The 22,476-nt window shown below is 64.9% G+C and carries 25 protein-coding genes, 1 tRNA gene and 1 pseudogene; 20 read left to right on the top strand and 7 right to left on the bottom strand.

Annotation, left to right across the window (positions count from 1 at the left end):
- The first annotated feature begins 29 nt into the window (after window positions 1–29).
- The 6 genes from R3D65_RS07315 to R3D65_RS07290 all read left to right on the top strand — a co-directional run bounded on the left by R3D65_RS07315 (window position 30) and on the right by R3D65_RS07290 (window position 5,327).
- A complete protein-coding gene (locus tag R3D65_RS07315) occupies window positions 30–737 on the top strand; it encodes a DUF1045 domain-containing protein (RefSeq protein WP_371275005.1) in 708 nt (235 codons plus the stop codon).
- Window position 738: 1 nt separating this feature from the next.
- Window positions 739–1,878: an alpha-D-ribose 1-methylphosphonate 5-triphosphate diphosphatase gene (locus tag R3D65_RS07310; RefSeq protein WP_371274560.1), complete on the top strand. Its 1,140-nt coding sequence runs from the start codon at window positions 739–741 to the stop codon at window positions 1,876–1,878.
- Window positions 1,875–2,462: a phosphonate metabolism protein/1,5-bisphosphokinase (PRPP-forming) PhnN gene (phnN, locus tag R3D65_RS07305; protein WP_371274559.1), complete on the top strand. Its 588-nt coding sequence runs from the start codon at window positions 1,875–1,877 to the stop codon at window positions 2,460–2,462. Before R3D65_RS07310 ends, phnN begins: the two co-directional genes overlap by 4 nt.
- A 103-nt stretch (window positions 2,463–2,565) precedes the next feature.
- Window positions 2,566–3,405: a UDP-2,3-diacylglucosamine diphosphatase gene (locus R3D65_RS07300; protein WP_371274558.1), complete on the top strand. Its 840-nt coding sequence runs from the start codon at window positions 2,566–2,568 to the stop codon at window positions 3,403–3,405.
- A 28-nt stretch (window positions 3,406–3,433) separates the two neighbouring features.
- Window positions 3,434–4,666 carry a DUF3419 family protein gene (locus tag R3D65_RS07295; protein ID WP_371274557.1) on the top strand — a complete coding sequence of 411 codons (1,233 nt, stop codon included), beginning with the start codon at window positions 3,434–3,436 and terminating at the stop codon, window positions 4,664–4,666.
- Window position 4,667: 1 nt separating this feature from the next.
- Entirely contained in the window at window positions 4,668–5,327 is a 660-nt protein-coding gene (locus tag R3D65_RS07290; protein ID WP_371274556.1) for a class I SAM-dependent methyltransferase, read from the top strand.
- A 217-nt stretch (window positions 5,328–5,544) separates the two neighbouring features.
- Here the strand turns inward: R3D65_RS07290 and R3D65_RS07285 are convergent.
- Window positions 5,545–5,634 (bottom strand) — tRNA-Ser (locus R3D65_RS07285).
- A gap of 316 nt (window positions 5,635–5,950) precedes the next feature.
- Here R3D65_RS07285 and R3D65_RS07280 point away from each other — a divergent pair.
- From R3D65_RS07280 to R3D65_RS07270, 3 genes are all read left to right on the top strand, one after another.
- Window positions 5,951–6,280 carry a hypothetical protein gene (locus R3D65_RS07280; protein WP_371274555.1) on the top strand — a complete coding sequence of 110 codons (330 nt, stop codon included), beginning with the start codon at window positions 5,951–5,953 and terminating at the stop codon, window positions 6,278–6,280.
- Between the two features lie 30 nt (window positions 6,281–6,310).
- Entirely contained in the window at window positions 6,311–6,970 is a 660-nt protein-coding gene (gene msrA / locus R3D65_RS07275; RefSeq protein ID WP_371274554.1) for a peptide-methionine (S)-S-oxide reductase MsrA, read from the top strand.
- A gap of 179 nt (window positions 6,971–7,149) precedes the next feature.
- Window positions 7,150–8,139: a BMP family protein gene (locus R3D65_RS07270; RefSeq protein WP_371274553.1), complete on the top strand. Its 990-nt coding sequence runs from the start codon at window positions 7,150–7,152 to the stop codon at window positions 8,137–8,139.
- A gap of 115 nt (window positions 8,140–8,254) precedes the next feature.
- Here R3D65_RS07270 and R3D65_RS07265 read toward each other — a convergent pair whose 3' ends face one another.
- Genes R3D65_RS07265 through R3D65_RS07255 form a run of 3 tightly spaced genes read right to left on the bottom strand, consistent with a single transcriptional unit; the run spans window position 8,255 to window position 10,081 of the window.
- Window positions 8,255–8,464 (bottom strand): SlyX family protein, encoded by a 210-nt coding sequence (locus tag R3D65_RS07265; protein ID WP_371274552.1) that lies wholly within the window; start codon window positions 8,462–8,464, stop codon window positions 8,255–8,257.
- On the bottom strand, window positions 8,461–8,907 hold the full coding sequence (locus tag R3D65_RS07260) for an acyl-CoA thioesterase (RefSeq protein WP_371274551.1): 447 nt from the start codon (window positions 8,905–8,907) through the stop codon (window positions 8,461–8,463). Before R3D65_RS07260 ends, R3D65_RS07265 begins: the two co-directional genes overlap by 4 nt.
- Window position 8,908: 1 nt before the next feature.
- On the bottom strand, window positions 8,909–10,081 hold the full coding sequence (locus tag R3D65_RS07255; protein WP_371274550.1) for an iron-containing alcohol dehydrogenase: 1,173 nt from the start codon (window positions 10,079–10,081) through the stop codon (window positions 8,909–8,911).
- A gap of 132 nt (window positions 10,082–10,213) precedes the next feature.
- On the opposite strand from R3D65_RS07255, the gene R3D65_RS07250 reads away from it, so the two are divergent.
- From R3D65_RS07250 to deoA, 9 genes and pseudogenes are all read left to right on the top strand, one after another.
- Window positions 10,214–11,749 (top strand): ABC transporter ATP-binding protein, encoded by a 1,536-nt coding sequence (locus R3D65_RS07250; RefSeq protein WP_371274549.1) that lies wholly within the window; start codon window positions 10,214–10,216, stop codon window positions 11,747–11,749.
- Window positions 11,746–12,341: pseudogene (locus R3D65_RS07245) on the top strand (BglII/BstYI family type II restriction endonuclease). The gene R3D65_RS07250 and the pseudogene R3D65_RS07245 overlap by 4 nt, the downstream one beginning before the upstream one ends.
- Window positions 12,331–13,011, top strand: a complete 681-nt coding sequence (locus R3D65_RS07240; protein WP_371274548.1) for an MT-A70 family methyltransferase — start codon at window positions 12,331–12,333, stop codon at window positions 13,009–13,011. The pseudogene R3D65_RS07245 and the gene R3D65_RS07240 overlap by 11 nt, the downstream one beginning before the upstream one ends.
- 3 nt (window positions 13,012–13,014) lie before the next feature.
- Entirely contained in the window at window positions 13,015–14,157 is a 1,143-nt protein-coding gene (locus tag R3D65_RS07235) for an ABC transporter permease (RefSeq protein WP_371274547.1), read from the top strand.
- Complete coding sequence (locus R3D65_RS07230; RefSeq protein ID WP_371274546.1) at window positions 14,157–15,131, top strand: ABC transporter permease; 975 nt, start codon at window positions 14,157–14,159, stop codon at window positions 15,129–15,131. The genes R3D65_RS07235 and R3D65_RS07230 overlap by 1 nt, the downstream gene beginning before the upstream one ends.
- Before the next feature lies 1 nt (window position 15,132).
- A complete protein-coding gene (locus tag R3D65_RS07225) occupies window positions 15,133–15,525 on the top strand; it encodes a cytidine deaminase (RefSeq protein ID WP_371274545.1) in 393 nt (130 codons plus the stop codon).
- Window positions 15,522–16,328, top strand: a complete 807-nt coding sequence (locus R3D65_RS07220) for a purine-nucleoside phosphorylase (protein WP_371274544.1) — start codon at window positions 15,522–15,524, stop codon at window positions 16,326–16,328. The genes R3D65_RS07225 and R3D65_RS07220 overlap by 4 nt, the downstream gene beginning before the upstream one ends.
- Entirely contained in the window at window positions 16,321–17,085 is a 765-nt protein-coding gene (gene deoC, locus R3D65_RS07215; protein ID WP_371274543.1) for a deoxyribose-phosphate aldolase, read from the top strand. Before R3D65_RS07220 ends, deoC begins: the two co-directional genes overlap by 8 nt.
- Window positions 17,085–18,398 carry a thymidine phosphorylase gene (gene deoA / locus R3D65_RS07210; RefSeq protein ID WP_371274542.1) on the top strand — a complete coding sequence of 438 codons (1,314 nt, stop codon included), beginning with the start codon at window positions 17,085–17,087 and terminating at the stop codon, window positions 18,396–18,398. The genes deoC and deoA overlap by 1 nt, the downstream gene beginning before the upstream one ends.
- Before the next feature lie 12 nt (window positions 18,399–18,410).
- On the opposite strand, the gene R3D65_RS07205 is transcribed toward deoA, so the two are convergent.
- The gene (locus tag R3D65_RS07205) at window positions 18,411–18,959 is read right to left on the bottom strand and encodes a TIGR02281 family clan AA aspartic protease (protein ID WP_371274541.1); all 549 of its coding nucleotides are present in this window, start codon (window positions 18,957–18,959) and stop codon (window positions 18,411–18,413) included.
- Between the two features lie 138 nt (window positions 18,960–19,097).
- Window positions 19,098–19,727, bottom strand: a complete 630-nt coding sequence (gene upp, locus R3D65_RS07200) for a uracil phosphoribosyltransferase (RefSeq protein ID WP_371274540.1) — start codon at window positions 19,725–19,727, stop codon at window positions 19,098–19,100.
- Between the two features lie 141 nt (window positions 19,728–19,868).
- Between upp and R3D65_RS07195 the strand changes: the two genes are divergently transcribed.
- On the top strand, window positions 19,869–20,612 hold the full coding sequence (locus R3D65_RS07195) for a cyclic nucleotide-binding domain-containing protein (RefSeq protein ID WP_371274539.1): 744 nt from the start codon (window positions 19,869–19,871) through the stop codon (window positions 20,610–20,612).
- On the opposite strand, the gene R3D65_RS07190 is transcribed toward R3D65_RS07195, so the two are convergent.
- Window positions 20,587–21,552 carry an adenosine deaminase gene (locus R3D65_RS07190; RefSeq protein WP_371275004.1) on the bottom strand — a complete coding sequence of 322 codons (966 nt, stop codon included), beginning with the start codon at window positions 21,550–21,552 and terminating at the stop codon, window positions 20,587–20,589. The genes R3D65_RS07195 and R3D65_RS07190 overlap by 26 nt on opposite strands.
- 141 nt (window positions 21,553–21,693) lie before the next feature.
- On the opposite strand from R3D65_RS07190, the gene ubiE reads away from it, so the two are divergent.
- Window positions 21,694–22,470 (top strand): bifunctional demethylmenaquinone methyltransferase/2-methoxy-6-polyprenyl-1,4-benzoquinol methylase UbiE, encoded by a 777-nt coding sequence (gene ubiE, locus R3D65_RS07185; RefSeq protein ID WP_371274538.1) that lies wholly within the window; start codon window positions 21,694–21,696, stop codon window positions 22,468–22,470.
- Window positions 22,471–22,476 lie beyond the last annotated feature (6 nt).

The raw sequence follows: 22,476 nt of genomic DNA, 5'->3' as shown, positions 1-22,476 counted from the left end.
GGCGCAAACCCGGAAGGAGCATGACCATGATGCGCTATGCGATCTATTTCACGCCGCCGCACGACGACCCGCTCACCCGTGTCGCCGTCAACTGGCTGGGCCGCGACGCCTTTACCGGCCAGCCGGTCGCAGTGCCGTCTATCGGCTCGATGGAGCAGGCCGAGATCGCATTCCATACCGCTGCACCCCGCCGCTACGGCTTTCACGCCACGCTGAAAGCGCCGTTCCGGCTTGCCGCCGACACCAGCGAGGCGCAGCTTGTCGCCGCATTCGACGCCTTTTGCGCCAGCCGTGCCGCCTTCTTCGTGCCGAAGCTGGAAATCCGGCAGCTTGACGGCTTCTTCGCCCTGGTGCCGGCAGAGCCGCATGGCGACCTCAATGCCCTTGCCGCCGATTGCGTGCGTGCGTTCGACCGCTTCCGCGCGCCGCTCGGCGAGGACGAGGCGGCACGCCGGCAGACCGAGCGAATGCAACCCCGCGAGCTGCGCTATCTGCAGCAATGGGGCTACCCCTATGTGTTCGACGCCTTCCGCTTCCACATGACCCTCACCGGGCGCGTTCCGCCCGGGGAAGCCGACCGCATGCGCCGGACGCTGGCCGAATTCCTCGGCCCGATCCTCCAGGAGCCCGTCGAGGTCGCCAACCTTGCCCTTTTCGTCGAGCCGGAGCCCGGCGCGCCCTTCATCGTTCACCGCATGCGCGCGTTTGGCGCCGCGCAGGAAAGAAAGTCTGCCTGACATGGCCAGAGAATTCGTCCTCACCAATGCCCGCATCGTTCTGGAAAACGACATCCTGAGCGGCTCCGTTCTCATCCGCGACGGCCTGATTGCCGATGTCAGCGAAGGTGCCGTGGCGGGTGGCGAGGACATGGATGGCGACTATCTGTTGCCCGGCCTGGTCGAATTGCACACCGACCATCTCGAAGCGCATTATTCGCCGCGTCCGGGCGTGCGCTGGAACGTGACCTCGGCCATTCAGGCCCATGATGCGCAGGTCGCGGCCTCGGGCATTACCACCGTGTTCGATTGCCTGCGCATGGGGGCCGATGAAGACAGCGGCTTTGCCCGGGGCGAAATGCGGACCCTGGCCGATTCGCTCGCGCAGGCCACCGCGCAGGACCGTCTGCGCGCGGACCATCGCATTCATCTGCGCTGCGAGGTTTCGGCCGCCGATGTCCTCGATCACTTCGAGGATTTCCGCACCGATCCCATGGTTGGCCTGGCCTCGCTCATGGATCATGCGCCCGGGCAGCGGCAGTTCCGGACCATGGATCAATACGTGCTCTACTACAAGGAGAAGCGCGGCCTTTCCGACGCGGCCTTCGCCGATTTCGTCAAGCGCCGCCAGGAGCAGTCCGCGCGCTATTCCGGACCGCATCGCGAGGCAATCGCACAAGCCTGCCGCGAGCGGTCCATCGCGCTGGCCAGCCATGACGATGCCACGCTGGACCACGTGGCCGAGGCATGCGAGGCGGGAGCCAGGGTGGCCGAATTCCCCACCAGCCTGGAAGCCGCGCGGGCCAGTCACGAAGCCGGTCTCGGCGTGCTCATGGGCGCGCCCAATGTGGTGCGCGGCAAATCCCATTCGGGCAACATTTCCGCCCGCGATCTTGCCAGGGAAGGCGTCCTTGATATCCTGTCGTCCGATTATGTGCCGTTCAGCCTCATCCATGCACCGTTCACGCTGGCTGACGAGATGGAAGCGGTTTCGCTGCCGAGTGCCATCGCCATGGTGACGGCAAATCCGGCCCGTCAGGTCGGCCTCGAAGACCGCGGACGGATCGCGACGGGGCTGCGCGCCGATCTCGTCCGCCTGCGGCGGAACGACGAGGTACCGGTCGTGCGTACCGTGTGGCGCGAAGGCCGAAGGGTGGCGTGAGGGCGAAAGCGGAAGGCGCGGCGATGCAGGGACGTCTCGTCGTCATTGCCGGCCCGAGCGGTTCGGGCAAGGACACGCTGATCGACTGGCTGCGCGGCCATGTCGATCCGGCTTCGCGCATCCTTTTCGTTCGCCGGGCGATCACCCGCCCCGCCGATGCCGGCGGCGAGGCCCATGAAGCCATGACGCCGGAGCAGTTTTCCGTGGCCGAACGCAGCGGCGCGTTCTGCGTGACCTGGGAAGCGCATGGCCTGTCCTACGGCATACCGGCGGGCACGCTGGATCATGTGCGCAAGGGCGGAACCGCGGTCGTCAACGGGTCGCGGCAGGCATTGCCCCGCATCCGGGCCATTTTTGACAATGTACTTGTCATTCTTCTGACCGTCGATCCGGCAGAACTCCTCCGCCGGCTCGGTGAACGGGGCCGCGAAAGCGAGGCGGAAATCCGCGAACGCATGGCGCGCGCGCGCCTCGAAACCGCCGCAGACGGCGAGGCCGTGGAGATCGACAACAGCGGCCCGGTCGAGGCGGCCGGACGCCGCGTCCTGGCCCTCGTGGAACAATCTGCCGGCCTGCCCGGCTAGAAAACGCAACCCACCGCACCGTCGGCGGGCGTTTGGCCGGAACCGTCACATGGCTGCAACGCAAATCGGCTCTAAGGCTGCCAGCACAGCCAGAGACCGAGCCATGACCATGACCAAGCCGGCAAAATATCGCACCCTCTTCCTTTCGGACGTTCATCTGGGAACGCCCGACTGCCAGGCGCCGATGCTTCTGGATTTCCTTCGAGAGCATGACGCCGAAACCATCTACCTGGTCGGCGACATCGTCGATTGCTGGCGCATGAAACGCAAGGGCTTCTACTGGCCGCAAAGCCACAATGACGTTGTCCAGAAACTGTTGCGCAAGGGGCGGGCCGGCGCGCGCATCGTCTATGTGCCGGGCAATCATGACGAGGTGCTGCGGGAGTACCAGGGCGTCCATTTCGGCGGCATCGAGGTGCGCGACCGCGATATCCACGTGACGGCCGACGGAAAGCGCCTTCTCGTCATCCACGGTGACCAGTTCGACATGGTCGTCCTGAACCACAAGTGGCTGGCGCATCTGGGCGACTGGGCCTATGGCGCGGCTATGTGGGCCAACAAGTGGCTCAACCGCGGCAGGCGCCTTCTGGGCATGGAATACTGGTCGATCTCCAAATGGGCCAAGCTGAAGGTCAAGCGCGCCGTCAACTATATCGGCGACTTCGAGACGGTGCTGGCAGAGGAAGCCCGCAAGGACGGTGCCGACGGCATCGTCTGCGGCCACATCCACCATGCGGCCAGCGAGATGATCGGCGACGTCCACTACCTCAACACCGGTGACTGGGTGGAAAGCTGCACGGCCATCGTGGAGCACAATGACGGCCGGCTGGAGATCATCGACTGGGCACGCATCGCCGCCGGACGGGCAAGGGCCGCCGGTGCCGGTCAGACGCATGATGGCGAGCCCGCCACCGCCGCCACGGCCGCCCGCCGCGCGGCCTGACCAGACATTTCCGGGAAAGGGACATGCCATGACCGACGCCACCGCACTGACCGTAGGCAAGCGGCTGGGTGAAGCCGTTCACCAGAATCCTGCGCTGTCGCTGGACGGCCTGCTGGAGCGGATCTTTTCCCGCGCCTTTCGCGGGCTCGTCTACCCGCAGATCTGGGAAGACCCGGTCGTGGACATGGAAGCCCTCGACATCCGGCCGCATCACGAGATGGTCTGCATCGCCTCGGGTTCGTGCAACGTCCTGTCCTATGTGACAGCCGGTCCCCGCTCGATCACCGCCGTCGATCTGTCGCCCGCCCATGTGGCGCTCGGCCGCCTCAAGATTGCCGCCGCACTCCATCTGCCCGGTCCGGGCGATTTCATGCGCTTTTTCGGCCATGGCGACGACCCGGTGAACGTCATCGCCTATGAACGCTTCATTGCCGACAACCTGGATCGCCAGACCCGTGACTGGTGGGAACGGCGCGGGCTGGATGGCCGCCGCCGCATTTCCATGTTCGCCCGCGGCTTCCATCGGCAGGGCCTTCTTGGCCGCTTCATCTTCGCAGGGCACATGCTGGCCCGGCTGCATGGCGTCGACCCGCGCGACCTGACCGCATGCACGACGCTGGAAGAACAGGCGCGCTTCTTCGAGGAGAAGCTGTCGCCGCTCTTCGACCGCCCATTCGTGCGTTTCCTGACCTCGCGCCGCGCCTCGCTGTTCGGCCTGGGCATACCTCCGGCGCAGTACGAGGCGCTGGCCGGCCCGGATGGCGACATGGCCGAAGTGCTGCGGGAACGCACACGCAAGCTGGCCTGCGGCTTTCCGCTGTCAGACAACTACTTCGCCTGGCAGGGCTTCGCCCGTGGCTATGACCGGGGCGCCGGCGCTTCTTTGCCGCCCTATCTGGAACGTGCGAAATTCCGCGCCCTGCGCGCCAATGCCCGCTGTGTCAGGGTGCTGAACGAGAGCGTGACCGACCACCTGCGCGCCCTTCCGGCTGCCTCGCGCCACGCCTATGTGCTGCTGGACGCACAGGACTGGATGACGGATCGCCAGCTCAACGACCTCTGGAGCGAAATCACGCGGACCGCGGCGACCGGCGCGCGGGTGATCTTCCGGACTGCCGCCGAACCGACGCTGCTGCCTGGCCGCGTCGACGATGCGATCCTGTCGCAATGGACTTACCGGGAATCGCAATCGGAAGACCTGACCCGGCGCGACCGCTCGGCCATCTATGGCGGCTTTCATCTCTATGTGAAGGAGCGCTGACATGGAAAACGCGGTTGCCGGCCACGCCGCGCTCATGGATGGCGTCTATCGCTACCAGCGCCACGTCTATGACGTGACGCGCAAGTTCTATCTGCTGGGCCGCGATCACCTGATCGGCAAACTGCAACCGCCGGCCGGCGGAAGCGTGCTCGAAATCGGCTGCGGAACGGGGCGCAACCTGGCGGCGGCGGCCGCGCGCTACCCTTGCGCCCAACTCTACGGCATCGACATTTCCGCCGAAATGCTCAAGTCGGCCGGCCGCACACTGGCGCGAAGCGGCGCCATGGCGCGCACACGGCTGGCGCTTGGCGATGCCACCGCGCTCGATCCGCAACGCCATTTCGGTGTCGACCTCTTCGACCGTGTGTTCATTTCCTATTCCCTGTCCATGATACCGGATTGGGAGAGCGCGCTTGGACAGGCCGCCCTCGTTCTCAAGCCGGGTGGCAGCCTGCATGTGGTCGATTTCGGTCAGCAGGAAGAACTGCCGGCCTGGTTCAAGATGGCATTGCATGCCTGGCTGGCACGCTTCCACGTGACGCCGAGGGCCACGCTGCACCAGGAAATCCGGCGCGCGGCACGCGCGATTGGCGGAACCCAGCACTTCCAGCCGCTTTACCGGGACTATGCCCGCTACGGCATGATCCGCCGCGCGACCTGAGACAGCCGCCGTGCGCGATTGGCATGGATCTGCCAAGACGTTCCATGGCTGGCAGCGAGCATCCGCCGCCGGATGCAATGCTGTAGAAAATACCGGCGATCAAGCGACCGGTGCGAGCACGGGATGCCTCCACGCCAAGTCAAAACGGGCAAGGACGTCGGTTGAATCCACGTCCCTTCCTGATAATCAGGCAAAAACAATGATTGACCGGAAGGAATGGCGGTGAGAGAGGGATTCGAACCCTCGATACGGTTTCCCGTATACACGCGTTCCAGGCGTGCGCCTTCAACCACTCGGCCACCTCACCCTGTTGATCGTCACCCCGGCGGTTGAACCCGGGCGGGGGCTTTGTGCCGCCCCCCCTGACCGGCGCGGACTATAGCCAGAAAGTGCCGCCGTTCAACCGTTAAATGAAGGCTGGATGACGAATTTTCAACCGCCTGTCGCCACTGCACCCTTGCCGCGCCTTGCGGACCGGCATGACGGTTGCCGCGCCCCGCAATCGCACCAGTCCATCGCCTTTGCTGCCCGCATCGGCCGGGCGGACAATTGCCCCACAGGCCGCCTTGCACTATGGCTCTTGCCAAGGCGCCTCTGGCGGCGCGAACCTGCAGGGAGCTTCCATGCTTCGATTCCTGAACCGTCTTGTCGCCCTGTTGTGCCTGGCCGTGGCCTGCATCATGGGCATTCTCGACCTTGCCCGTTCGCTGGCCGCAAACCGGGCCGTTCTCACGCCGCTCATGCACAGCTGGACCGAGACGTCACCCGGCACCCTGGCAGGCTTGCGGGAAACAGTGCTGGCCCATGCACCGGCCGGGGTCTGGGATCCCGGCATCGTCACCATTTTGAACCTGCCGGGTTTCGTCGTCTTCGCCGCCCTTGCGCTCGTCTTCCATGCCCTGGGCTACCGCCCGCCGCGCCGTGTCGGCGGCCGCTTCGCCCGCGACGTCTGAGCGCGCAGCCCCTACGGAGAAGAACCGGACATGCATTTCCTGGGAAACATGCTCAACAAGCAGCTTCACATGCCCAAGCCGGAAGACGCGCTGAAGGGGCGCGCCGAACCGCAGGCAACCGCGGCATCGCATTTCGTCAACGGGCGCGACCTGCACGCACCGGCCCCGGAAGGCCTTGAAACGGTCTTCTTCGCCATGGGCGCCTATTGGGCCGTGGAGCGGCTGTTCTGGCAGCAACCCGGCGTCTGGATCACCGCGGCGGGATACATGGGCGGCTACACACCGAACCCGACCCAACAGGAAGTCGCCACCGGCATGACCGGCCATGCCGAGACGGTCAAGGTGGTCCACGACCCCGAGGCCATGCCCCTGGCCGGCCTCCTGCGGCTGTTCTGGGAGAACCACGATCCCACCCAACTCAACCGGCAGGGCCGGGATATCGGCACGCGGTACCGTTCGGCAATCTTCACGACGACCGACGCCCAGCAGGACGCGGCGCTCGCCTCACGCGAGACCTATGCACAAGCCCTGGCGCCGGTCCACTCGGGAAAAATCGTAACGGAAATCCGCCCGGCCGCGCCGTTCTATTTCGCCGGGGAGGAGCACCAGCAATATCTGGCGCGCAACCCTTCCGGCACCGCGACGCTGCGCGGGACCGGTGTGCCCTACCCTGCCGCCGTGGGGGCGTGACGCCGCTCAAGCCTTGTTCTGGCTCGATTTTTTCTACCGTCTGGTCAACATTGTAGGTGTCAAGGCGTGGTTTCCGTGCAAGGATGCTTATCCAGGCGCGGCAAGACCCGCCTTCCGGGCGTGGCCGCTTGTCCGGGCGGCCCGGCTTGAACAAGAACCAACCGACAGGGTGCGAACACATGAAGCGTATGATTATGGGCCTTCTGGCCGCCACAGCGATGACTGCCTCGGCCTATGCCGCGGAAATCGATCCGGCGATCATCTACGATCTGGGAGGAAAATTCGACAAGTCCTTCAATGAATCGGCCTATAACGGCGCCGAGAAGTTCAAGGAAGAAACCGGCATCGCCTATCGCGAATTCGAGATCCAGAACGATGCCCAGCGCGAGCAGGCCCTGCGCAAGTTCGCCGAGGATGGCAACAATCCCATCGTGATGGCCGGCTTCTCCTGGGCCGCGGCACTCGAAAAGGTGGCTGCGGAATTTCCCGATACCCAGTTCACCATCATCGACATGGTCGTGGATGCGCCGAACGTCCGCTCCGTCGTCTACAAGGAACATGAAGGCTCCTATCTGGTCGGTGTCATGGGCGCCATGAAATCGGAGACCAAGAAGGTCGGCTTCATCGGCGGCATGGATATTCCGCTGATCCGCAAGTTCGGCTGCGGCTATGTCGGCGGCGCCAAGGCGGCCGGCGCCACCGAGGTGATCCAGAACATGACAGGCGACACGCCGGCTGCCTGGAACGATCCCACCAAGGGCGGCGAGATCGCCAAGAGCCAGATTGCCCAGGGCGCGGACGTCATCTACGCCGCCGCCGGCGGCACGGGCATCGGCGTGCTTCAGGCGGCTGCCGACGAAGGCAAGTACGGCATCGGTGTCGATTCCAACCAGAACGGCCTGCAGCCCGGCCATGTGCTGACCTCCATGCTCAAGCGCGTCGATGTCGCCGTCTACAATGCCTTCATGGATTCCAAGAACGATGCCTTCTCCACCGGCGTCAATGTTCTCGGGCTGGCGGAAGGCGGCGTCGACTATGCGATGGACGAGAACAACAAGGATCTCGTTACCGAGGACATGCTCAAGGCCGTGGAAGATGCCAAGGCGAAGATCATCGCCGGCGAAATCCAGGTCCACGACTACATGTCGGATGAATCCTGCCCCTATTGATGATCGGCTCTGCTGCCGTTTCGCTTGAACGCAGACGCCCGGCTTCGAGAGCCGGGCGTTTTCCTTTCCTCAGTCGTGCCGAAAGGGCGGGGCGCGGGTCCGGGGCGACCGGCCGTCACCAGTGCGGCGGCTTGTCCACCGGAATCTCCGGCTGAACGGCCTGTTCCACGGTCAGGAAGCGGCGGATCAGTTCATCCATCTTGGCCCGCTGGCTTTCCACCACCTTCCATTGTTCGGCCAATTGCGCGGAAAGTTCCTCGTTGGCCCGCTCCAGTTCGGCCACGCGCATTTCCAGTTCGGTGATGCGGTCCTCGGGTGTGGTCATGCCGGGGTGTCCGCCAGCGCAGTTTCCAGCAGCGCGCGCAGGGGCGCGTTGAGCGGCATTGGCCGGCGGCTCGCCTTGTCCACATAGACATGCACGAAACGGCCTTCGGCAGCAGCCGCGACCTCGTCATTGCGAAACAGGCCGATCTCGTAGGTCACTGCGGATGTGCCAAGCTGTGCAATCCGGATGCCGGCGGTCACCACGTCGGGAAAGGCCATTTCGGCAAAGTAGCGGCAGCCGGTTTCCACGACGAGACCGACCTGGTCGCCGTGATGGATGTCCAGCACGCCGGCCTCGATCAGCCAGCCGTTCACCGCCGTGTCGAACAGCGCGTAGTGCACCACGTTGTTCATATGGCCGTAGACGTCATTGTCCGACCAGCGCGTGGTGATCGTGCGGAATGCCTTGTAGGCGTCGCGGGAGGAAGGCGCGGGCTTGCTCATCTCACCACGCCGCCCGGTAGATTGCCAGGGCATCGGCTTCCAGCACATCGCGCGGATTGTTGACCAGAAGGCGCGTCTGCTTCATCGCATCCGCCGCCATCTGCTCCAGGTGCTCCTCGCCGATCCCCACCTCGCGCAGTTTCGTCTGCAGGCCGAGTTTCTGCGAAAGACCCGCCAGCCGCTCGATGAAGGCGGCACAGGTCGCCTGGCTGCCTCCTTCCTGGCCAAGGTCCGGAAAGGCGCAGGGCGCCAGTTCCGCATAGAGCCGCTCCGATCCGTTCACCGTGTCGGCCGCATTGAAGCGCAGCACATGCGGCAGCACCAGGGCGTTGGACAGGCCGTGCGGGACATGGAATATGCCGCCGATGGGATAGGCCAGCGCATGCACCGCCGCCACCGGCGAATTGGCGAAGGCCTGCCCCGCGAGCATGGACCCGAGCAGCATGGCGGAACGCGCTTCCATGTTGCGCCCGTTGAAGACCGCTTCCTCGATATTGGCGCCCAGGAGTTCCAGCGCCTGGCGGGCGATCATGCGCGACAGCGGATTGTTGTTGGCGTTTCTCGAGGCATAGGCCTCGATGGCGTGAACCATGGCGTCCACCCCGGTTGCGGCGGTGATGTGGGCCGGCAGGCCCGCTGTCAGTTCCGCATCCAGAATGGCGATGTCGGGCAGGATGACAGGCGAGGAAACGCCGCGCTTCTCGTCATTCTCCACCGTGATGATGGAAACCGGCGTGACCTCCGAACCCGTTCCGGCGGTGGTGGGAACGAGGACCAGCGGCAGGCGCGGCCCCTTCGCATTGCCCACGCCCCAGGCTTCGTCGATGTCTTCGCCCGAACCGGCCAGCAGTGCGGCCAGCTTGGCAATATCGAGCGACGAACCGCCGCCGAAGCCGACAACGCCGGTGACGCCGGCTTCGCGGGCGGCCTGCGCCGCCGCCATCAGGGTGGCGCGGGAGGGATCGGCCTCGACCTTGTCGTAGACCGTCACGGCATGGCCCGACCGCTTGAGCGATTCGATGGCCGGATCGCACAGGCCGAGCGCCCGAAGCCCCGGATCGGTGACCAGCAGCACGCTGGTTCCGAGCAGCCCGCCGGCGATGTCGGCCAGATCGGCAGCGGCACCATTGCGGAAAACGATGCTCCTGGTGGTGTTGAAAGTGAACGGGTTCATGGGCCTCCTCCTTCGCGCAAGGGAAATTGACAAGGGCGCGAATAAATGTCGAGACTAAAGGGAAAGGACCGGCCCCTTGTCCCGTCGATTCACATGGGTAAAGGCCGGCGCAAGGAAGGGGATCGGGGCGAAATGTCTGCGCCAGCCATCGAACTGACCGGCATCAACAAGAGTTTCGGCCCCGTCAAGGCCAATCGCGACATCAACCTGACGGTCGAGAAGGGAACCATTCACGGCATCATCGGCGAGAACGGCGCGGGAAAATCCACGCTGATGTCGATCCTTTACGGGTTCTACCAGGCCGATTCGGGTTCCATCCGCGTCAATGGCGCGCCGGCAGCCATCAACACTCCCAACGATGCCATCGCCACCGGCATCGGCATGGTGCATCAGCATTTCATGCTGGTGCAGAATTTCACCGTTCTGGAAAACGTGATGCTCGGCGCGGAAGGCCGGCAGATGCTGACCGGCGCCATAGCCGACGCGCGTGCCGAATTGCGCCGCCTTGAAGAGACCTATGCGCTGGAAGTCGATACCGAGGCCGTCATCGAGGAATTGCCCGTCGGCCTGCAACAGCGCGTGGAAATCCTCAAGGCGCTGTATCGCGGCGCCGAGATCCTCATTCTCGACGAGCCGACAGGCGTGCTGACGCCGGCGGAGGCCGACCACCTGTTCCGGGTGCTCGCGCAATTGAAGGAGCAGGGCAAGACGATCGTGCTCATCACGCACAAGCTGCGCGAGATCATGGCCATTACCGACAATGTCTCGGTGATGCGCCAGGGCACCATGGTCGCAACCCGCAAGACCGCAGAGACGAGCGTGGAGGAACTGGCCGAGCTGATGGTGGGCCGGCGTGTCCTGCTGCGCGTGGAAAAGGGCCCGGCCAGGCCGGGCGCGGTCAAGCTGGCGGTCGAGGGACTGACCGTGCGCGACAGGCGCGGCGTCACCATGGTCGATGACGTCTCCTTCGAGGTAAGGGCCGGCGAGATCGTCGGCATTGCGGGCGTGGCCGGCAACGGCCAGTCGGAACTGATCGAGGCCATAGCCGGCATGCGCCGGGCGGTGTCGGGGCGCGTCCTTCTCGATGGCCTGCCGATCCATGTCACCGGCGCCGCCGATCCGGCGGAACTGCGCCGCCGGGGCCTCGCCCATGTGCCGGAAGACCGCCACTATACGGGCCTTGTCCTGCCCTTCGAGGAGGCGGAGAACTCGATCCTTGGCTATCACGGCCAGGCGAAATACCTGAAGGGTCCGTTTCTCGACATCGACGCCATCCGCAAGGATGCCGCCGCCAAGATCGAGGCCTATGACATCCGCCCGCCGAACTGCCGCCTGAAATCGGCGAATTTTTCCGGCGGCAACCAGCAGAAGATCGTGCTGGCGCGCGAGATGGAGCAGGATCCGGCAGTGCTCGTCGTCGCCCAGCCGACGCGCGGCGTTGATGTGGGGGCCATCGAGTTCATCCACCGGCGCATCATCGAAATGCGCGATGCGGGCAAGGCGGTGCTGCTCGTCTCCGTGGAACTGGACGAGATCCGCTCGCTTTCGGACCGTATCCTGGTCATGTTCGCCGGGCGGATTGCCGGCGAGCGCGGGCCGGACGCCACCGAAGGCGAACTCGGCCTGCTGATGGCCGGCGTGACCGAGGGGCAGGAGGCCGCCGAATGAAGGGGGCGGACGAACTGCCCGCGGACATCCTGACGAAATACGAGGTCCTCGACTGGCGCAATGCCATCGCCATCCTGTCCACCGTGCATGAAGAGGCGTTCGGGGAAGTCCTCGACGTGCTTGCGCGTTTCCAGTTGCGTTTCAGTTCGATAGCCACGGGCGGCGGCAACAAGTCGCCGGTCTCCCGCTTCATCGACAGCGAACTCTATGCCCGCGGCTGGACGGAAAAATCCTTCGACACCGCCATCGTGGTCGATGGCGAGATCGCGCCCTCGCCAACGCACAGCGTGGATTGCGTCAAGGGGCGGTGGCGCTGGAGGTGGAATGGAACAACAAGGATCCGTTCTTCGACCGCGATCTCAACAATTTCCGGTTGCTCTACGACTTGCGAATCATCGATGCCGGGCTGATCGTCACGCGGGCGACCAGTCTTGAAACGGTGCTCAAGACGGCCGGCCGCTCGGCCACGACCTATGGAAAAGCCACCACGCACACCGAAAAACTGTTTCCCAAGATCATCGGCGGCGGCGCGGGCGGATGTCCTGTGCTAGTGTTCGGCATCAAACCGGAAGCCTATATCGATGACAGATGAGACCCTTGACACAATCGTTGATTTCGCGAGCAAGCTGCGGGGTCAGAAATTCCGGACCATCCTGGCCGATCCGCCTTGGCGGTTCCTGAACCGGACCGGAAAAGTGGCGCCAGAACACCGCCGGCTGAACCGCTACGGCACGATGAGCACGCATGAGATCTGCGAATTGCCGGTGGCCGAGATCCTCGAACCGACGGCCCATCTCTACCTCTGGACGCCGAACGCGCTGCTGCCGGAGGCGCTGCAGGTCATGCAGGCATGGGGCTTCGAGTACAAGTCCAACATCGTCTGGCACAAGGTGCGCAAGGACGGCGGCTCGGACGGCCGCGGCGTCGGCTTCTATTTCCGCAACGTGACCGAGCTGATCCTGTTCGGCGTGCGCGGCAAGAACGCCCGCACACTTGCCCCCGGCCGCAGCCAGGTCAACTACATGGCATCGCGCAAGCGCGAGCATTCGCGCAAGCCGGATGAGCAATACAGCCTGATCGAAAGCTGTTCGCCCGGGCCGTATCTGGAACTGTTTGCGCGCGGGACGCGCCCCGGCTGGACCTATTGGGGCAATCAGGCGGACGAGGACTACGAGCCTTCGTGGAAAACCTACAGCTACAACTCGGCCACGGATGAGGATGAGAAAAACCATCTCTACCGGCGCCGGACAGCAGCGGAATGACCTATGGCGACACCTTACGCGAAACTGCCGGCATGGGCGGATTACGGCCTCATCCCGCTGATCAACCTGACAGTCGCCTTCCTCGTTTCGGGCCTTGTCGTGCTGCTGGCGGGCGAAAACCCGTTCAAGGCGGCGAGCATCCTGGTTTCCGGCGCCTTCGGATCGGGCTCGGGCATCGGCTATACGCTGTTCTACGCAACCAATTTCATCTTTACCGGCCTCGCCGTCGCCGTGGCGTTCCATTGCGGCCTGTTCAATATCGGCGGTGAAGGCCAGGCCTATATCGCGGGTCTCGGGGTGGCGCTGGTCTGCCTGGCTTTCGATACGGTCTTTCCCTGGTGGATCAACTTCCCGCTGGCCATCCTGGCCTCGGCGGCCATTGGCGGGCTTTGGGCCTTCATTCCAGCCGTGCTGCAGGCCCGGCGCGGCAGCCATATCGTCATCACGACGATCATGTTCAATTTCATCGCGGCCTCGGTGATGGTCTACCTTCTGGTCGGGCCGCTGAAGCCGCTGGGTTCCATGGCACCGCAGACGCGCACCTTCGAGGCGGCCGCCCACCTGCCCAAGCTCGACTGGCTGATCACCATGTTCGGCTTCAAGCTGCGTTCCACGCCGCTCAACCTGTCCTTCGTCCTGGCGCTGGTGATGAGTTTCGTGGTCTGGCTGGTGATCTGGCGCACCAGGCTGGGCTACGAGATCCGCACCCAGGGTTTCTCGCCGCGCGCCGCGCGCTATGCCGGCGTCTCCGAAACGCGCATCATCGTCATTACCATGATGATCTCCGGCGCCCTGGCGGGCATGATGGCGCTCAACCCGGTCATGGGCGACCAGCACCGCCTGCAACTGGATTTCGTCACCGGCGCCGGCTTTGTCGGCATCGCGGTGGCGCTGATGGGACGCTCGCATCCCGCAGGGATCATTCCGGCCGCCATTCTCTTCGGCATGCTCTACCAGGGCGGGGCGGAACTGGCCTTCGAGATGCCCAATATCAGCCGTGACATGATCGTCATCATCCAGGGCCTTGTGATCCTGTTTGCCGGTGCGCTGGAAAACCTGTTCCGCCCCGCGGTCCAGGCGTTTTTCGGGCGTGTGATGCAGGAGGATGTGCGCGCCGCGCCGATCGCCAGCGGGGAGAGCCACTGATGGACTGGCACCTTTATCTCGGTCTCAACGTCCTCGACTCGACCATCCGCATTTCCGCCCCGCTGCTGCTGGCCTGCCTCGCCGGCCTTTATTCCGAGCGCTCCGGCGTTTTCGACATCGGCCTGGAGGGCAAGATGCTGGCCGGCGCCTTTGCCGGCGCGGCAGCGGCCACTGCCTTCGGTTCGGCATGGATCGGCCTGCTCTTCGCCATTGTCGTGTCGGTCTGTTTCGCCCTGATCCACGGCTTTGCCTCGATCACCGCGCGCGGCAACCAGATCGTTTCCGGCGTGGCCATCAACTTCATCGCCGCCGGCGGCGCCGTCATCCTGGGCCAGGCGTGGTTCAAGCAGGGCGGACGCACGCCGTCGCTGGTCGGTGAGGAGCGCTTCGCCTCCTGGACCCTGCCCTTTGCCGACAGCCTCGCCGGCGTTCCGGTGCTCGGCCCCGTCTATCGCGAGCTCGTTTCCGGGCATTACCTGCTGGTCTATGTCGCCTTCCTGATGGTGCCGGTGACCTGGTGGGTTCTCTTCCGCACCCGATTCGGCCTGCGCCTTCGCGCCGTCGGCGAGAACCCGGCCGCCGTGGACACGGCCGGCATTTCCGTCACCTTCCTGCGCTACCGCGCCGTGATGATCACCGGCGTGCTTTGCGGGCTTTCCGGCGCCTATCTCTCGGTCGCGCAGAATGCCGGCTTCGTGAAGGACATGACGGCGGGCAAGGGCTTCATCGCGCTGGCCGCGCTGATCTTTGCCAAGTGGCGGCCGGTCAATGCCATGTTCGCCTGCCTCCTGTTCGGCTATCTCGAAGCGCTGGGCATCTCGCTTCAAGGCAAGCCGCTGCCGCTCATCGGCACCGTGCCGGTGCAGTTCATGCAGGCGCTGCCCTACATCCTGACGGTGATCCTGCTGGCCGGCTTCATCGGCAAGGCCATTCCGCCGCGCGCCGGCGGTGTGCCCTATGTCAAGGAGCGCTGACATGGCCACCGACCTCTTCGCCGCGGCGCGCAATGCGATGGCGCGGGCGCATGTGCCCTATTCGAAATTCCCCGTCGGCGCGGCCCTGCGCACCGCCGACGGCAACATTCATGCCGGCGCCAATATCGAGAATGTCTCCTTTCCGGAAGGCTGGTGCGCCGAAACCACAATGCTCGGGCATTACGTCATGGCCGGAGGCGGCGAGATCGCGGAAATCTGCGTCGTGGCGGAAAAGATGGATCGCATCACGCCCTGCGGCGGCTGCCGCCAGCGCCTGGCCGAGTTTGCCGGACCGCAGACACGGATCTACCTGTGCGACCAGTCCGGCATTGTCGAGGAAATGACCATGGCGGACATGCTTCCGCGTGCTTTCGATACCGAGGCGGTGCGATGAACCATTCCGTCGACATCCTTGTGGAACGCCTGAACGGCCTGACGCCGCGCATCGCCTTCGTGCTCGGCTCCGGCCTCGGCACGCTTGTCGAGGGCGTGGAGAATGCCATTCGCATCCCCTATGGCGACCTGCCGGGCTTTCCCAAAAGCGGGGTGACCGGCCATGCCGGGGAAGTGGTGGCGGGTCATCTGGGCGGCGTCCCGGTGCTCATGCTGTCGGGCCGCAGCCACTATTACGAACACGCCAATGCCGCGGCCATGCGGCCCGCGCTGGAAGCGCTGCAGGGCCTTGGCATCAAGCGCATCGTCCTCACAAATGCCGCCGGATCACTGGAAGAGAGCCTGCCGCCGGGCTCGGTCATGCTGATCGAGGATCACATCAACTTTTCCGGCTCCAATCCGCTTTTTCACGAGCCGACCGACCGTCGTTTCGTCGGCATGACGGAGGCCTATGACAAGACCATGCGCGCAGCCATCGAAACGGCGGCGCAGGCCGAAGGCATCGCGCTTGGCAAGGGCGTCTACATGTGGTTTTCCGGCCCGTCTTTCGAGACGCCGGCGGAAATCCGCATGGCCCGAATCCTGGGCGCCACTGCCGTCGGCATGTCCACCGTGCCGGAAGTCATCCTTGCCCGCTTCCTGGGCCTGCGTGTCGCCGCCTGTTCGGTGATCACCAATCATGCCGCCGGCATGACGGGCGCGGAACTGTCGCACCAGGAAACCAAGGACATGGCGCCGGAAGGTGGCCGCAAGCTTGCCGCGATCCTCACCCGCGCCCTGGCGCAAGGAGACCTGAATGGCTGAAGACACGGATGCGGCCCTTGCCGCCCGGCTGATATCCTGCCTCGATCTTACCGAACTCGGTGATGCCTGCACCGGCGCCGATGTCGACCGGCTGCTGGATCGCGCGGTGACGCCGGCAGGCCCGGTGGCCGCGGTCTGCGTCTGGCCGCGCTTCGTCGCCCGATGCCGCGACCGTCTGGCCGGCACCGGCATCCGCATCGCCACCGTCGTCAATTTTCCGCATGGCAGCGAGCACTTCGAAGACGCGCTGGAAGAGACCCGCCGTGCGATCGCCGATGGCGCGGACGAGATCGACATGGTGATCAGCCGGTCGAGGATCCCCGGCGAGCCGGATTTCGTGAGCCGACAGGTGGCCGCCTTCGTCGCGGCTGCTGGCGCCCACCCGGTCAAGGCGATCCTGGAGAGCGGGGAAATGAAGGACGACGGCGACGTCCGCGCCGCTGCCCGTGCGGCCATTGCCGGCGGCGCGCGATTCATCAAGACATCGACCGGCAAGACCCCGCACGGCGCCTCGCTCGATGCGGCCCGTGTCATGCTGGAGGAAATCCGCGCATCCGGCAGGCCGGTCGGCCTGAAGCCCTCGGGCGGCGTGCGGACACTGGCCGACGGCAAGGCCTATCTCGATCTGGCGGCCGGGATCATGGGGCCGGACTGGGCGACGCCGCAGACCTTCCGAATCGGCGCCTCGGGCATCCTTTCCGATCTTCTGGCCCATGCCGGGGCGGGCGGCGAGGCCGGCGCCGGCGAAGGCTACTGATGCTCACCCGCGAGATCATCCGCAAGAAACGCGATGGCGGCAGGCTCCCGGCCGACGAGATCCGCCATCTCGTTGCCGGAATGACATCCGGGGCTGTTTCCGAAGGCCAGGTGGCGGCCTTTGCCATGGCCGTGTTCTTCCGTGGCCTCGAGCCGGAGGAAGGCGTCGCGCTGACGCTGGCCATGCGCGATTCCGGCACCGTGCTCGACTGGTCGGACCTGCCCGGCCCGGTGACCGACAAGCATTCGACCGGCGGCGTCGGCGACAATGTCTCGCTCATGCTCGCGCCCATCGTGGCGGCCTGCGGTGCCTATGTGCCGATGATTTCCGGCCGGGGACTGGGCCATACCGGCGGCACGCTGGACAAGATGGATTCCATACCCGGCTATCGAAGCCAGCCGGACAACGCGCTCTTCCGCGCCTGCGTGAAGGAGACCGGCTGCGCCATCATCGGCCAGACCGGTGACCTGGCGCCGGCCGACAAGCGCTTCTACGCCATTCGCGACGTGACCGCGACGGTGGAATCGATCCCGCTCATCACGGCATCCATCCTGTCGAAAAAACTGGCCGCCGGGCTTCAGTCGCTGGTGCTCGACGTCAAATGCGGCAATGGCGCCTTCATGGAAACCGGCCGCGAGGCGGGCAAACTGGCCCGCCGCCTTGTCGAGGTTGCCAATGGCGCCGGCCTGAAGACCCATGCGCTGGTGACAGGCATGAACGAGCCGCTGGCTTCGGCGGCTGGCAATGCGCTGGAAGTGATGAATGCGGTGGATTTCCTGACCGGCAGGCACCGTGACGCGCGGCTGGAGAAGGTGGTGCTGGCCCTTGCCGCCGAAATGCTGCAATTGAGCGGAATCGCCGCATCGAACCACGAGGGTGCCCAGCGTGCCATCGAGGCGCTTGACGGCGGGCGTGCCGCGGAGGTTTTCGCGCGCATGGTGTCGCGTCTCGGCGGCCCGTCCGACTTCATGGAAAAGGCTGGCGCCCATCTCGGTTCGGCGCCGGTTCAGGTGGACGTGCCTGCACCGGCGGCAGGCTTCGTGGCCGGCATCGATACGCGCGCCATCGGAGTCGCGGTCGTTGCCCTCGGCGGCGGGCGGCAAACGGTGGATGACGCGATCGACCCGCAGGTCGGCCTGTCCGGGCTCCTTCCTGTGGGCACCCATGTCTCCAGGGGCGATCCGCTGGCCCGCGTCCATGCCCGCGACCGGGCGGCCGCCGAGCGGGCGACTGCCGACGTGGTCCGCGCTTGCCAAATCGTGCAGGACAAGCAGCGGCCCGCACCGGCTGTGCTCCGCCGTATCACTGCATGACAGGCAGGGCCGCTATCGTTCCAGAAGCAAGGTGTTGCCCCGGACCTGGAAACTGTCCAGACGCTTGAGAAAGCTCATGCCGATCAGCGTTCCCGCCAGCGCCTTGTCGTCCAGGACCACGGCCTTCACATGGTCGATTTCGATCCGCCCGACCTGGACACGGTCGATCACCGCGGCGGCCGCCTTGGTCTTGCCGTTGGCGGTATTGACCTCATAGATGAAATCGGCGTTCGAAAGCCTGATGCCGATCCGCCGCGCCGTCGACCGGTTGATGGCCACCAGCGTTGCGCCCGTATCGACCATGGCGGTCGTTCGGCGCCCGTTCAGCCGGAATTCGTCGCGGAAATGGCCAAGTTCATCGATGCGGATATGGTGCCTGCGGCCGGAGAGCGGGCCGGCGGCGGTCTTTTCCGGCGCTGTTTCGACCCTGGAGAGCTGAAGCGCGTCATCCTCATGCACCCTTTTGGCAATGGTGCGCAAAAGGTCCGGATTGGACTGGATGAGCACAGGCACAGAGGCGGAAAGGCCTACGAAAACGCTCAGCAGGATCAGATTCTTCATGGCGCGCTCCCTCGGCACGCCATGAAACCGCAAGAATGTGTGGGACCGCTTAACGCGGCCATGGCGGGCGCGGCTTTCGCGCGCTTGCGTTAATGCAGGCTTACCGGCGCGCAACCTTCCTGCCAGAGGCAAGCCGGCCTATTTCGTGCCGTACATACGGTCGCCCGCATCGCCAAGGCCGGGCACGATATAGCCCTTCTCGTTGAGATGGCTGTCGATGGCGGCAGTATAGATGGGCACGTCGGGATGGGCCCTGGAGAAATTCTCCACGCCTTCGGGGGCGGCCAGAAGGCAGACGAACCGCAGGTTGTTGGCGCCGCGTTCCTTGAGCTTGTGCACGGCGGAGATGGCCGAATTGGCGGTCGCCAGCATCGGATCGACCACGATGACAAGACGGTTGCCGAGTTCGCCCGGTGCCTTGAAATAGTATTCGACAGCCTCCAGCGTGTCATGGTCGCGGTAAAGGCCGATATGGGCGACGCGGGCTGCGGGAACGAGATCGAGCATGCCTTCCAGCAAGCCGTTTCCAGCCCGCAGAACCGAGGCAAAGACCAGCTTCTTGCCTTCCAGTGTCGGCGCATCCATGCCCATCAGCGGCGTCTCGATATGCTTGGTCGTGAGTTCCAGGTTGCGGGTGACCTCATAGCAAAGCAGATGGGAAATCTCCTTCAGCAGGCGGCGGAAGCCAGCCGTCGAGGTTTCCTTGTCGCGCATGATCGTCAGTTTGTGCTGGACGAGCGGGTGATCGACGACGGTGACGTTCGCCATGTTGGGTCTCCGATACGTTTTTCCGGCCGCAAGAGTAACGGGGCCGCACCCCATGTGCCACAGGTCACAGCCGGACTGTCACAGTTTTTGTATGAAATTTCACCGGGGGTCGTCGCACAGATCCTGTGCCGGGGACAAGTGATGGACCTGACATTCGAATCGGCCTTTTCCGCCGGCGGCATGCTTGGTCATGCCTCCTATCTTCTGCTGGTCATTTCCATGACCATGCGCCGCATGGTGCTGTTGCGCCTGTTCGTCATCGCATCGGCAATCGTCGGCATCACCTATGCCGCCGCAATCCTGCGCGACCCGGTCTCCACCTTCTGGGAAAGCCTGCTGATCACGACCAACCTGCTGCAGCTGTCGTGGACATGGTGGGTCAACCGGCGGACGGTGTTCACGGCCGAGGAAAAGGCGCTGGCCGAAAACCTCCTGCCCGGATTGCCCCCGGGCGCGGCCCTGCGGTTCATCGGCCAGGGCGCATGGGTGGATCTCATGCCCGGAACCGTTCTGGCGGCGCAGGGGCAAGCGGTGGGAAACCTCGTCTGGCTTGCCACCGGCCAGACCGCCATCATGATCGACGGAACCGATTTCGGCCATTGCGGCGCAGGCGAGATCATTGGCGAATTCTCGGCGATGAGCGGTGCGCCGGCCACGGCGACCGTTGTGGTGTCGCACCCCGTCCGCGCCTGGATGATGGATGCGGAGCGGCTGCGCTTGATCGTGGCGCACAAGGACGCGACCGCGCAGGCACTGGAAGCCGGCCTCTCGAAAGACATGCGCCGGAAACTGGAGCGCGCGAACGGCCGGGTAAAGGCGTTGTCCGGCCGGACCGGCCGGACCGCCCTCCCCGTATCGGTCAGCGATCTGCCAGCCGCGCCATGAGCGTGGCCCGCGTCTCCTCGTCCACGAACGCCGCCTCGATGGCGGTGCGGGTCAAGGCAAGGAGCGCCGTGTCGTCGAGGCCGAAATGCGTCCGCGCGATGTCATATTCATGCCCGATGGTGGAATGGAAATGCGGCGGATCGTCGGAATTGAGTGTCACCCGGCAGCCCGCCTGCATCAGCGCCGGCAGGGGATGGTCGGCGAAGGAGGCAAAGACGCCAAGCGCGATGTTGGAGCCGGGGCAGCATTCCAGCACCACGCCCTCGTCGGCAATGCGGCGCACCAGGTCGGGGTTCTCGATGGCGCGAACGCCATGGCCGATGCGCGAAGGCCGGATGTGGTCCAGCGCGCCGGCCACGCTTTCCCAGCCGCACAATTCGCCGGCATGAACCGTGATGCCAAGACCGGCCTCGCGCGCAAGATCAAAGGCCTGCACGAAATCGGCCAGTGCGCCCATGCGCTCGTCTCCGGCCATGCCGAAGCCCGACACGATGGCCCGGTCGCAACGGGTGGCGAACCGCGCCGCGTCGATGACCGAATCGACGCCGAAATGGCGAACGCCGGTCACGATCTGACGCGATTCGATGCCTGTCTTCTCCCTTGCCCGCGCCATGCCCTCGGCCAGTCCTTCCGTATAGGCCTCCGGCGAAAGCCCGGCATGGCGGGCATGATCGGGCGAGGTGAAGAACTCGGCATAGATGGCGCCTTCGGCGGCGATCGAAACGAGGTAATCCTCCGCCAGAAGCGCATAGTCCTCCGGCGTGCGGAACAGGGCGGCGGCGGCGTCATAGGCGGCGAGGAAACTGGTGAAGTCCTGCCACACATAGGCATTGTCGCGGATGAAGACGGCCATGTCGGCATGGTATTTCTCTGCCTGCCCGAGCACGAGCGCGGGGGCGGCAGCGCCTTCGATATGGCAGTGGATCTCGGCCTTCGGCAATCGGGACACGTGGAATTTCCTTCTTTTCAACGGTGCGGGCAAAGGGCACGCAGGGCCTGCGCCGCTTCATCGCGGTTTTCACGATAGCGCGCCCGGGAATTATCTTCTATGGTCCCGCGCGACTTGCGACAGGTGGATTTGATGTCAGGCAACCGGACAACCGCTTCAGGCGGCATGGAGACGAGTTACGGCTTCCGCACGGTGGAAAGCGGCGAGAAACAGGGCCTTGTCAACGACGTCTTCCACAAGGTCGCCGAGCGCTACGACATCATGAACGACCTCATGTCCGCCGGCCTGCACCGGGCGTGGAAGGATGCCATGGTGGCGTGGCTGAACCCGCCGAAGCGTGCCGGCTGGCATGTGCTCGACGTGGCTGGCGGCACGGGCGACATCGCGTTCCGCATCGTGGAGGCTTCCGGCCGCAATGCCGAGGCCACGGTGCTCGACATCAACGGTTCCATGCTGGCGGTGGGCCAGGACCGCGCCGTCAAGCGCGGCCTCGATGACCGGATCACCTTCGTCGAGGCCAATGCGGAGGAACTGCCCTTCGCCGACGATACGTTCGACGCCTATACGATCGCCTTCGGCATCCGCAACGTGCCGCGCATCGACGTTGCGCTTTCGGAGGCCTTCCGTGTGCTCAAGACCGGCGGGCGCCTGATGGTGCTGGAGTTTTCCGAGGTCGGCATGCCCTTCCTCGACCGTGTCTACGAGGCATGGTCGTTCAATGCCATTCCGCGCATCGGGCAGGCGGTGACCGGCGATGGCGAGCCTTATCGCTATCTCGTCGAATCGATTCGCAAATTTCCCAACCAGCGCGATTTCGCCACCATGATCGGCCGCGCCGGCTTCGACCGCGTGACCTGGCGCGATTATTCCGGCGGCATTTGCGCATTGCATTCCGGCTGGAAACTGTAAGGCCAA

It is taken from the genome of Zhengella sp., from assembly GCF_041397485.1.
GTDB lineage: Bacteria > Pseudomonadota > Alphaproteobacteria > Rhizobiales > Rhizobiaceae > Zhengella.
The sequence above is the reverse complement of the archived record's forward strand: the minus strand, read 5'-3'. Positions and strand labels throughout refer to the sequence as shown.

Coding starts and splice junctions, on each gene's coding strand:
- R3D65_RS07315 (WP_371275005.1), top strand. CDS start 30: ATGCGCTATGCGATCTATTTCACGCCGCCGCACGACGACCCGCTCACC.
- R3D65_RS07310 (WP_371274560.1), top strand. CDS start 739: ATGGCCAGAGAATTCGTCCTCACCAATGCCCGCATCGTTCTGGAAAAC.
- R3D65_RS07300 (WP_371274558.1), top strand. CDS start 2,566: ATGACCATGACCAAGCCGGCAAAATATCGCACCCTCTTCCTTTCGGAC.
- R3D65_RS07295 (WP_371274557.1), top strand. CDS start 3,434: ATGACCGACGCCACCGCACTGACCGTAGGCAAGCGGCTGGGTGAAGCC.
- R3D65_RS07290 (WP_371274556.1), top strand. CDS start 4,668: ATGGAAAACGCGGTTGCCGGCCACGCCGCGCTCATGGATGGCGTCTAT.
- R3D65_RS07280 (WP_371274555.1), top strand. CDS start 5,951: ATGCTTCGATTCCTGAACCGTCTTGTCGCCCTGTTGTGCCTGGCCGTG.
- msrA (WP_371274554.1), top strand. CDS start 6,311: ATGCATTTCCTGGGAAACATGCTCAACAAGCAGCTTCACATGCCCAAG.
- R3D65_RS07270 (WP_371274553.1), top strand. CDS start 7,150: ATGAAGCGTATGATTATGGGCCTTCTGGCCGCCACAGCGATGACTGCC.
- R3D65_RS07265 (WP_371274552.1), bottom strand. CDS start 8,464: ATGACCACACCCGAGGACCGCATCACCGAACTGGAAATGCGCGTGGCC.
- R3D65_RS07260 (WP_371274551.1), bottom strand. CDS start 8,907: ATGAGCAAGCCCGCGCCTTCCTCCCGCGACGCCTACAAGGCATTCCGC.
- R3D65_RS07255 (WP_371274550.1), bottom strand. CDS start 10,081: ATGAACCCGTTCACTTTCAACACCACCAGGAGCATCGTTTTCCGCAAT.
- R3D65_RS07250 (WP_371274549.1), top strand. CDS start 10,214: ATGTCTGCGCCAGCCATCGAACTGACCGGCATCAACAAGAGTTTCGGC.
- R3D65_RS07240 (WP_371274548.1), top strand. CDS start 12,331: ATGACAGATGAGACCCTTGACACAATCGTTGATTTCGCGAGCAAGCTG.
- R3D65_RS07235 (WP_371274547.1), top strand. CDS start 13,015: ATGGCGACACCTTACGCGAAACTGCCGGCATGGGCGGATTACGGCCTC.
- R3D65_RS07230 (WP_371274546.1), top strand. CDS start 14,157: ATGGACTGGCACCTTTATCTCGGTCTCAACGTCCTCGACTCGACCATC.
- R3D65_RS07225 (WP_371274545.1), top strand. CDS start 15,133: ATGGCCACCGACCTCTTCGCCGCGGCGCGCAATGCGATGGCGCGGGCG.
- R3D65_RS07220 (WP_371274544.1), top strand. CDS start 15,522: ATGAACCATTCCGTCGACATCCTTGTGGAACGCCTGAACGGCCTGACG.
- deoC (WP_371274543.1), top strand. CDS start 16,321: ATGGCTGAAGACACGGATGCGGCCCTTGCCGCCCGGCTGATATCCTGC.
- deoA (WP_371274542.1), top strand. CDS start 17,085: ATGCTCACCCGCGAGATCATCCGCAAGAAACGCGATGGCGGCAGGCTC.
- R3D65_RS07205 (WP_371274541.1), bottom strand. CDS start 18,959: ATGAAGAATCTGATCCTGCTGAGCGTTTTCGTAGGCCTTTCCGCCTCT.
- upp (WP_371274540.1), bottom strand. CDS start 19,727: ATGGCGAACGTCACCGTCGTCGATCACCCGCTCGTCCAGCACAAACTG.
- R3D65_RS07195 (WP_371274539.1), top strand. CDS start 19,869: ATGGACCTGACATTCGAATCGGCCTTTTCCGCCGGCGGCATGCTTGGT.
- ubiE (WP_371274538.1), top strand. CDS start 21,694: ATGTCAGGCAACCGGACAACCGCTTCAGGCGGCATGGAGACGAGTTAC.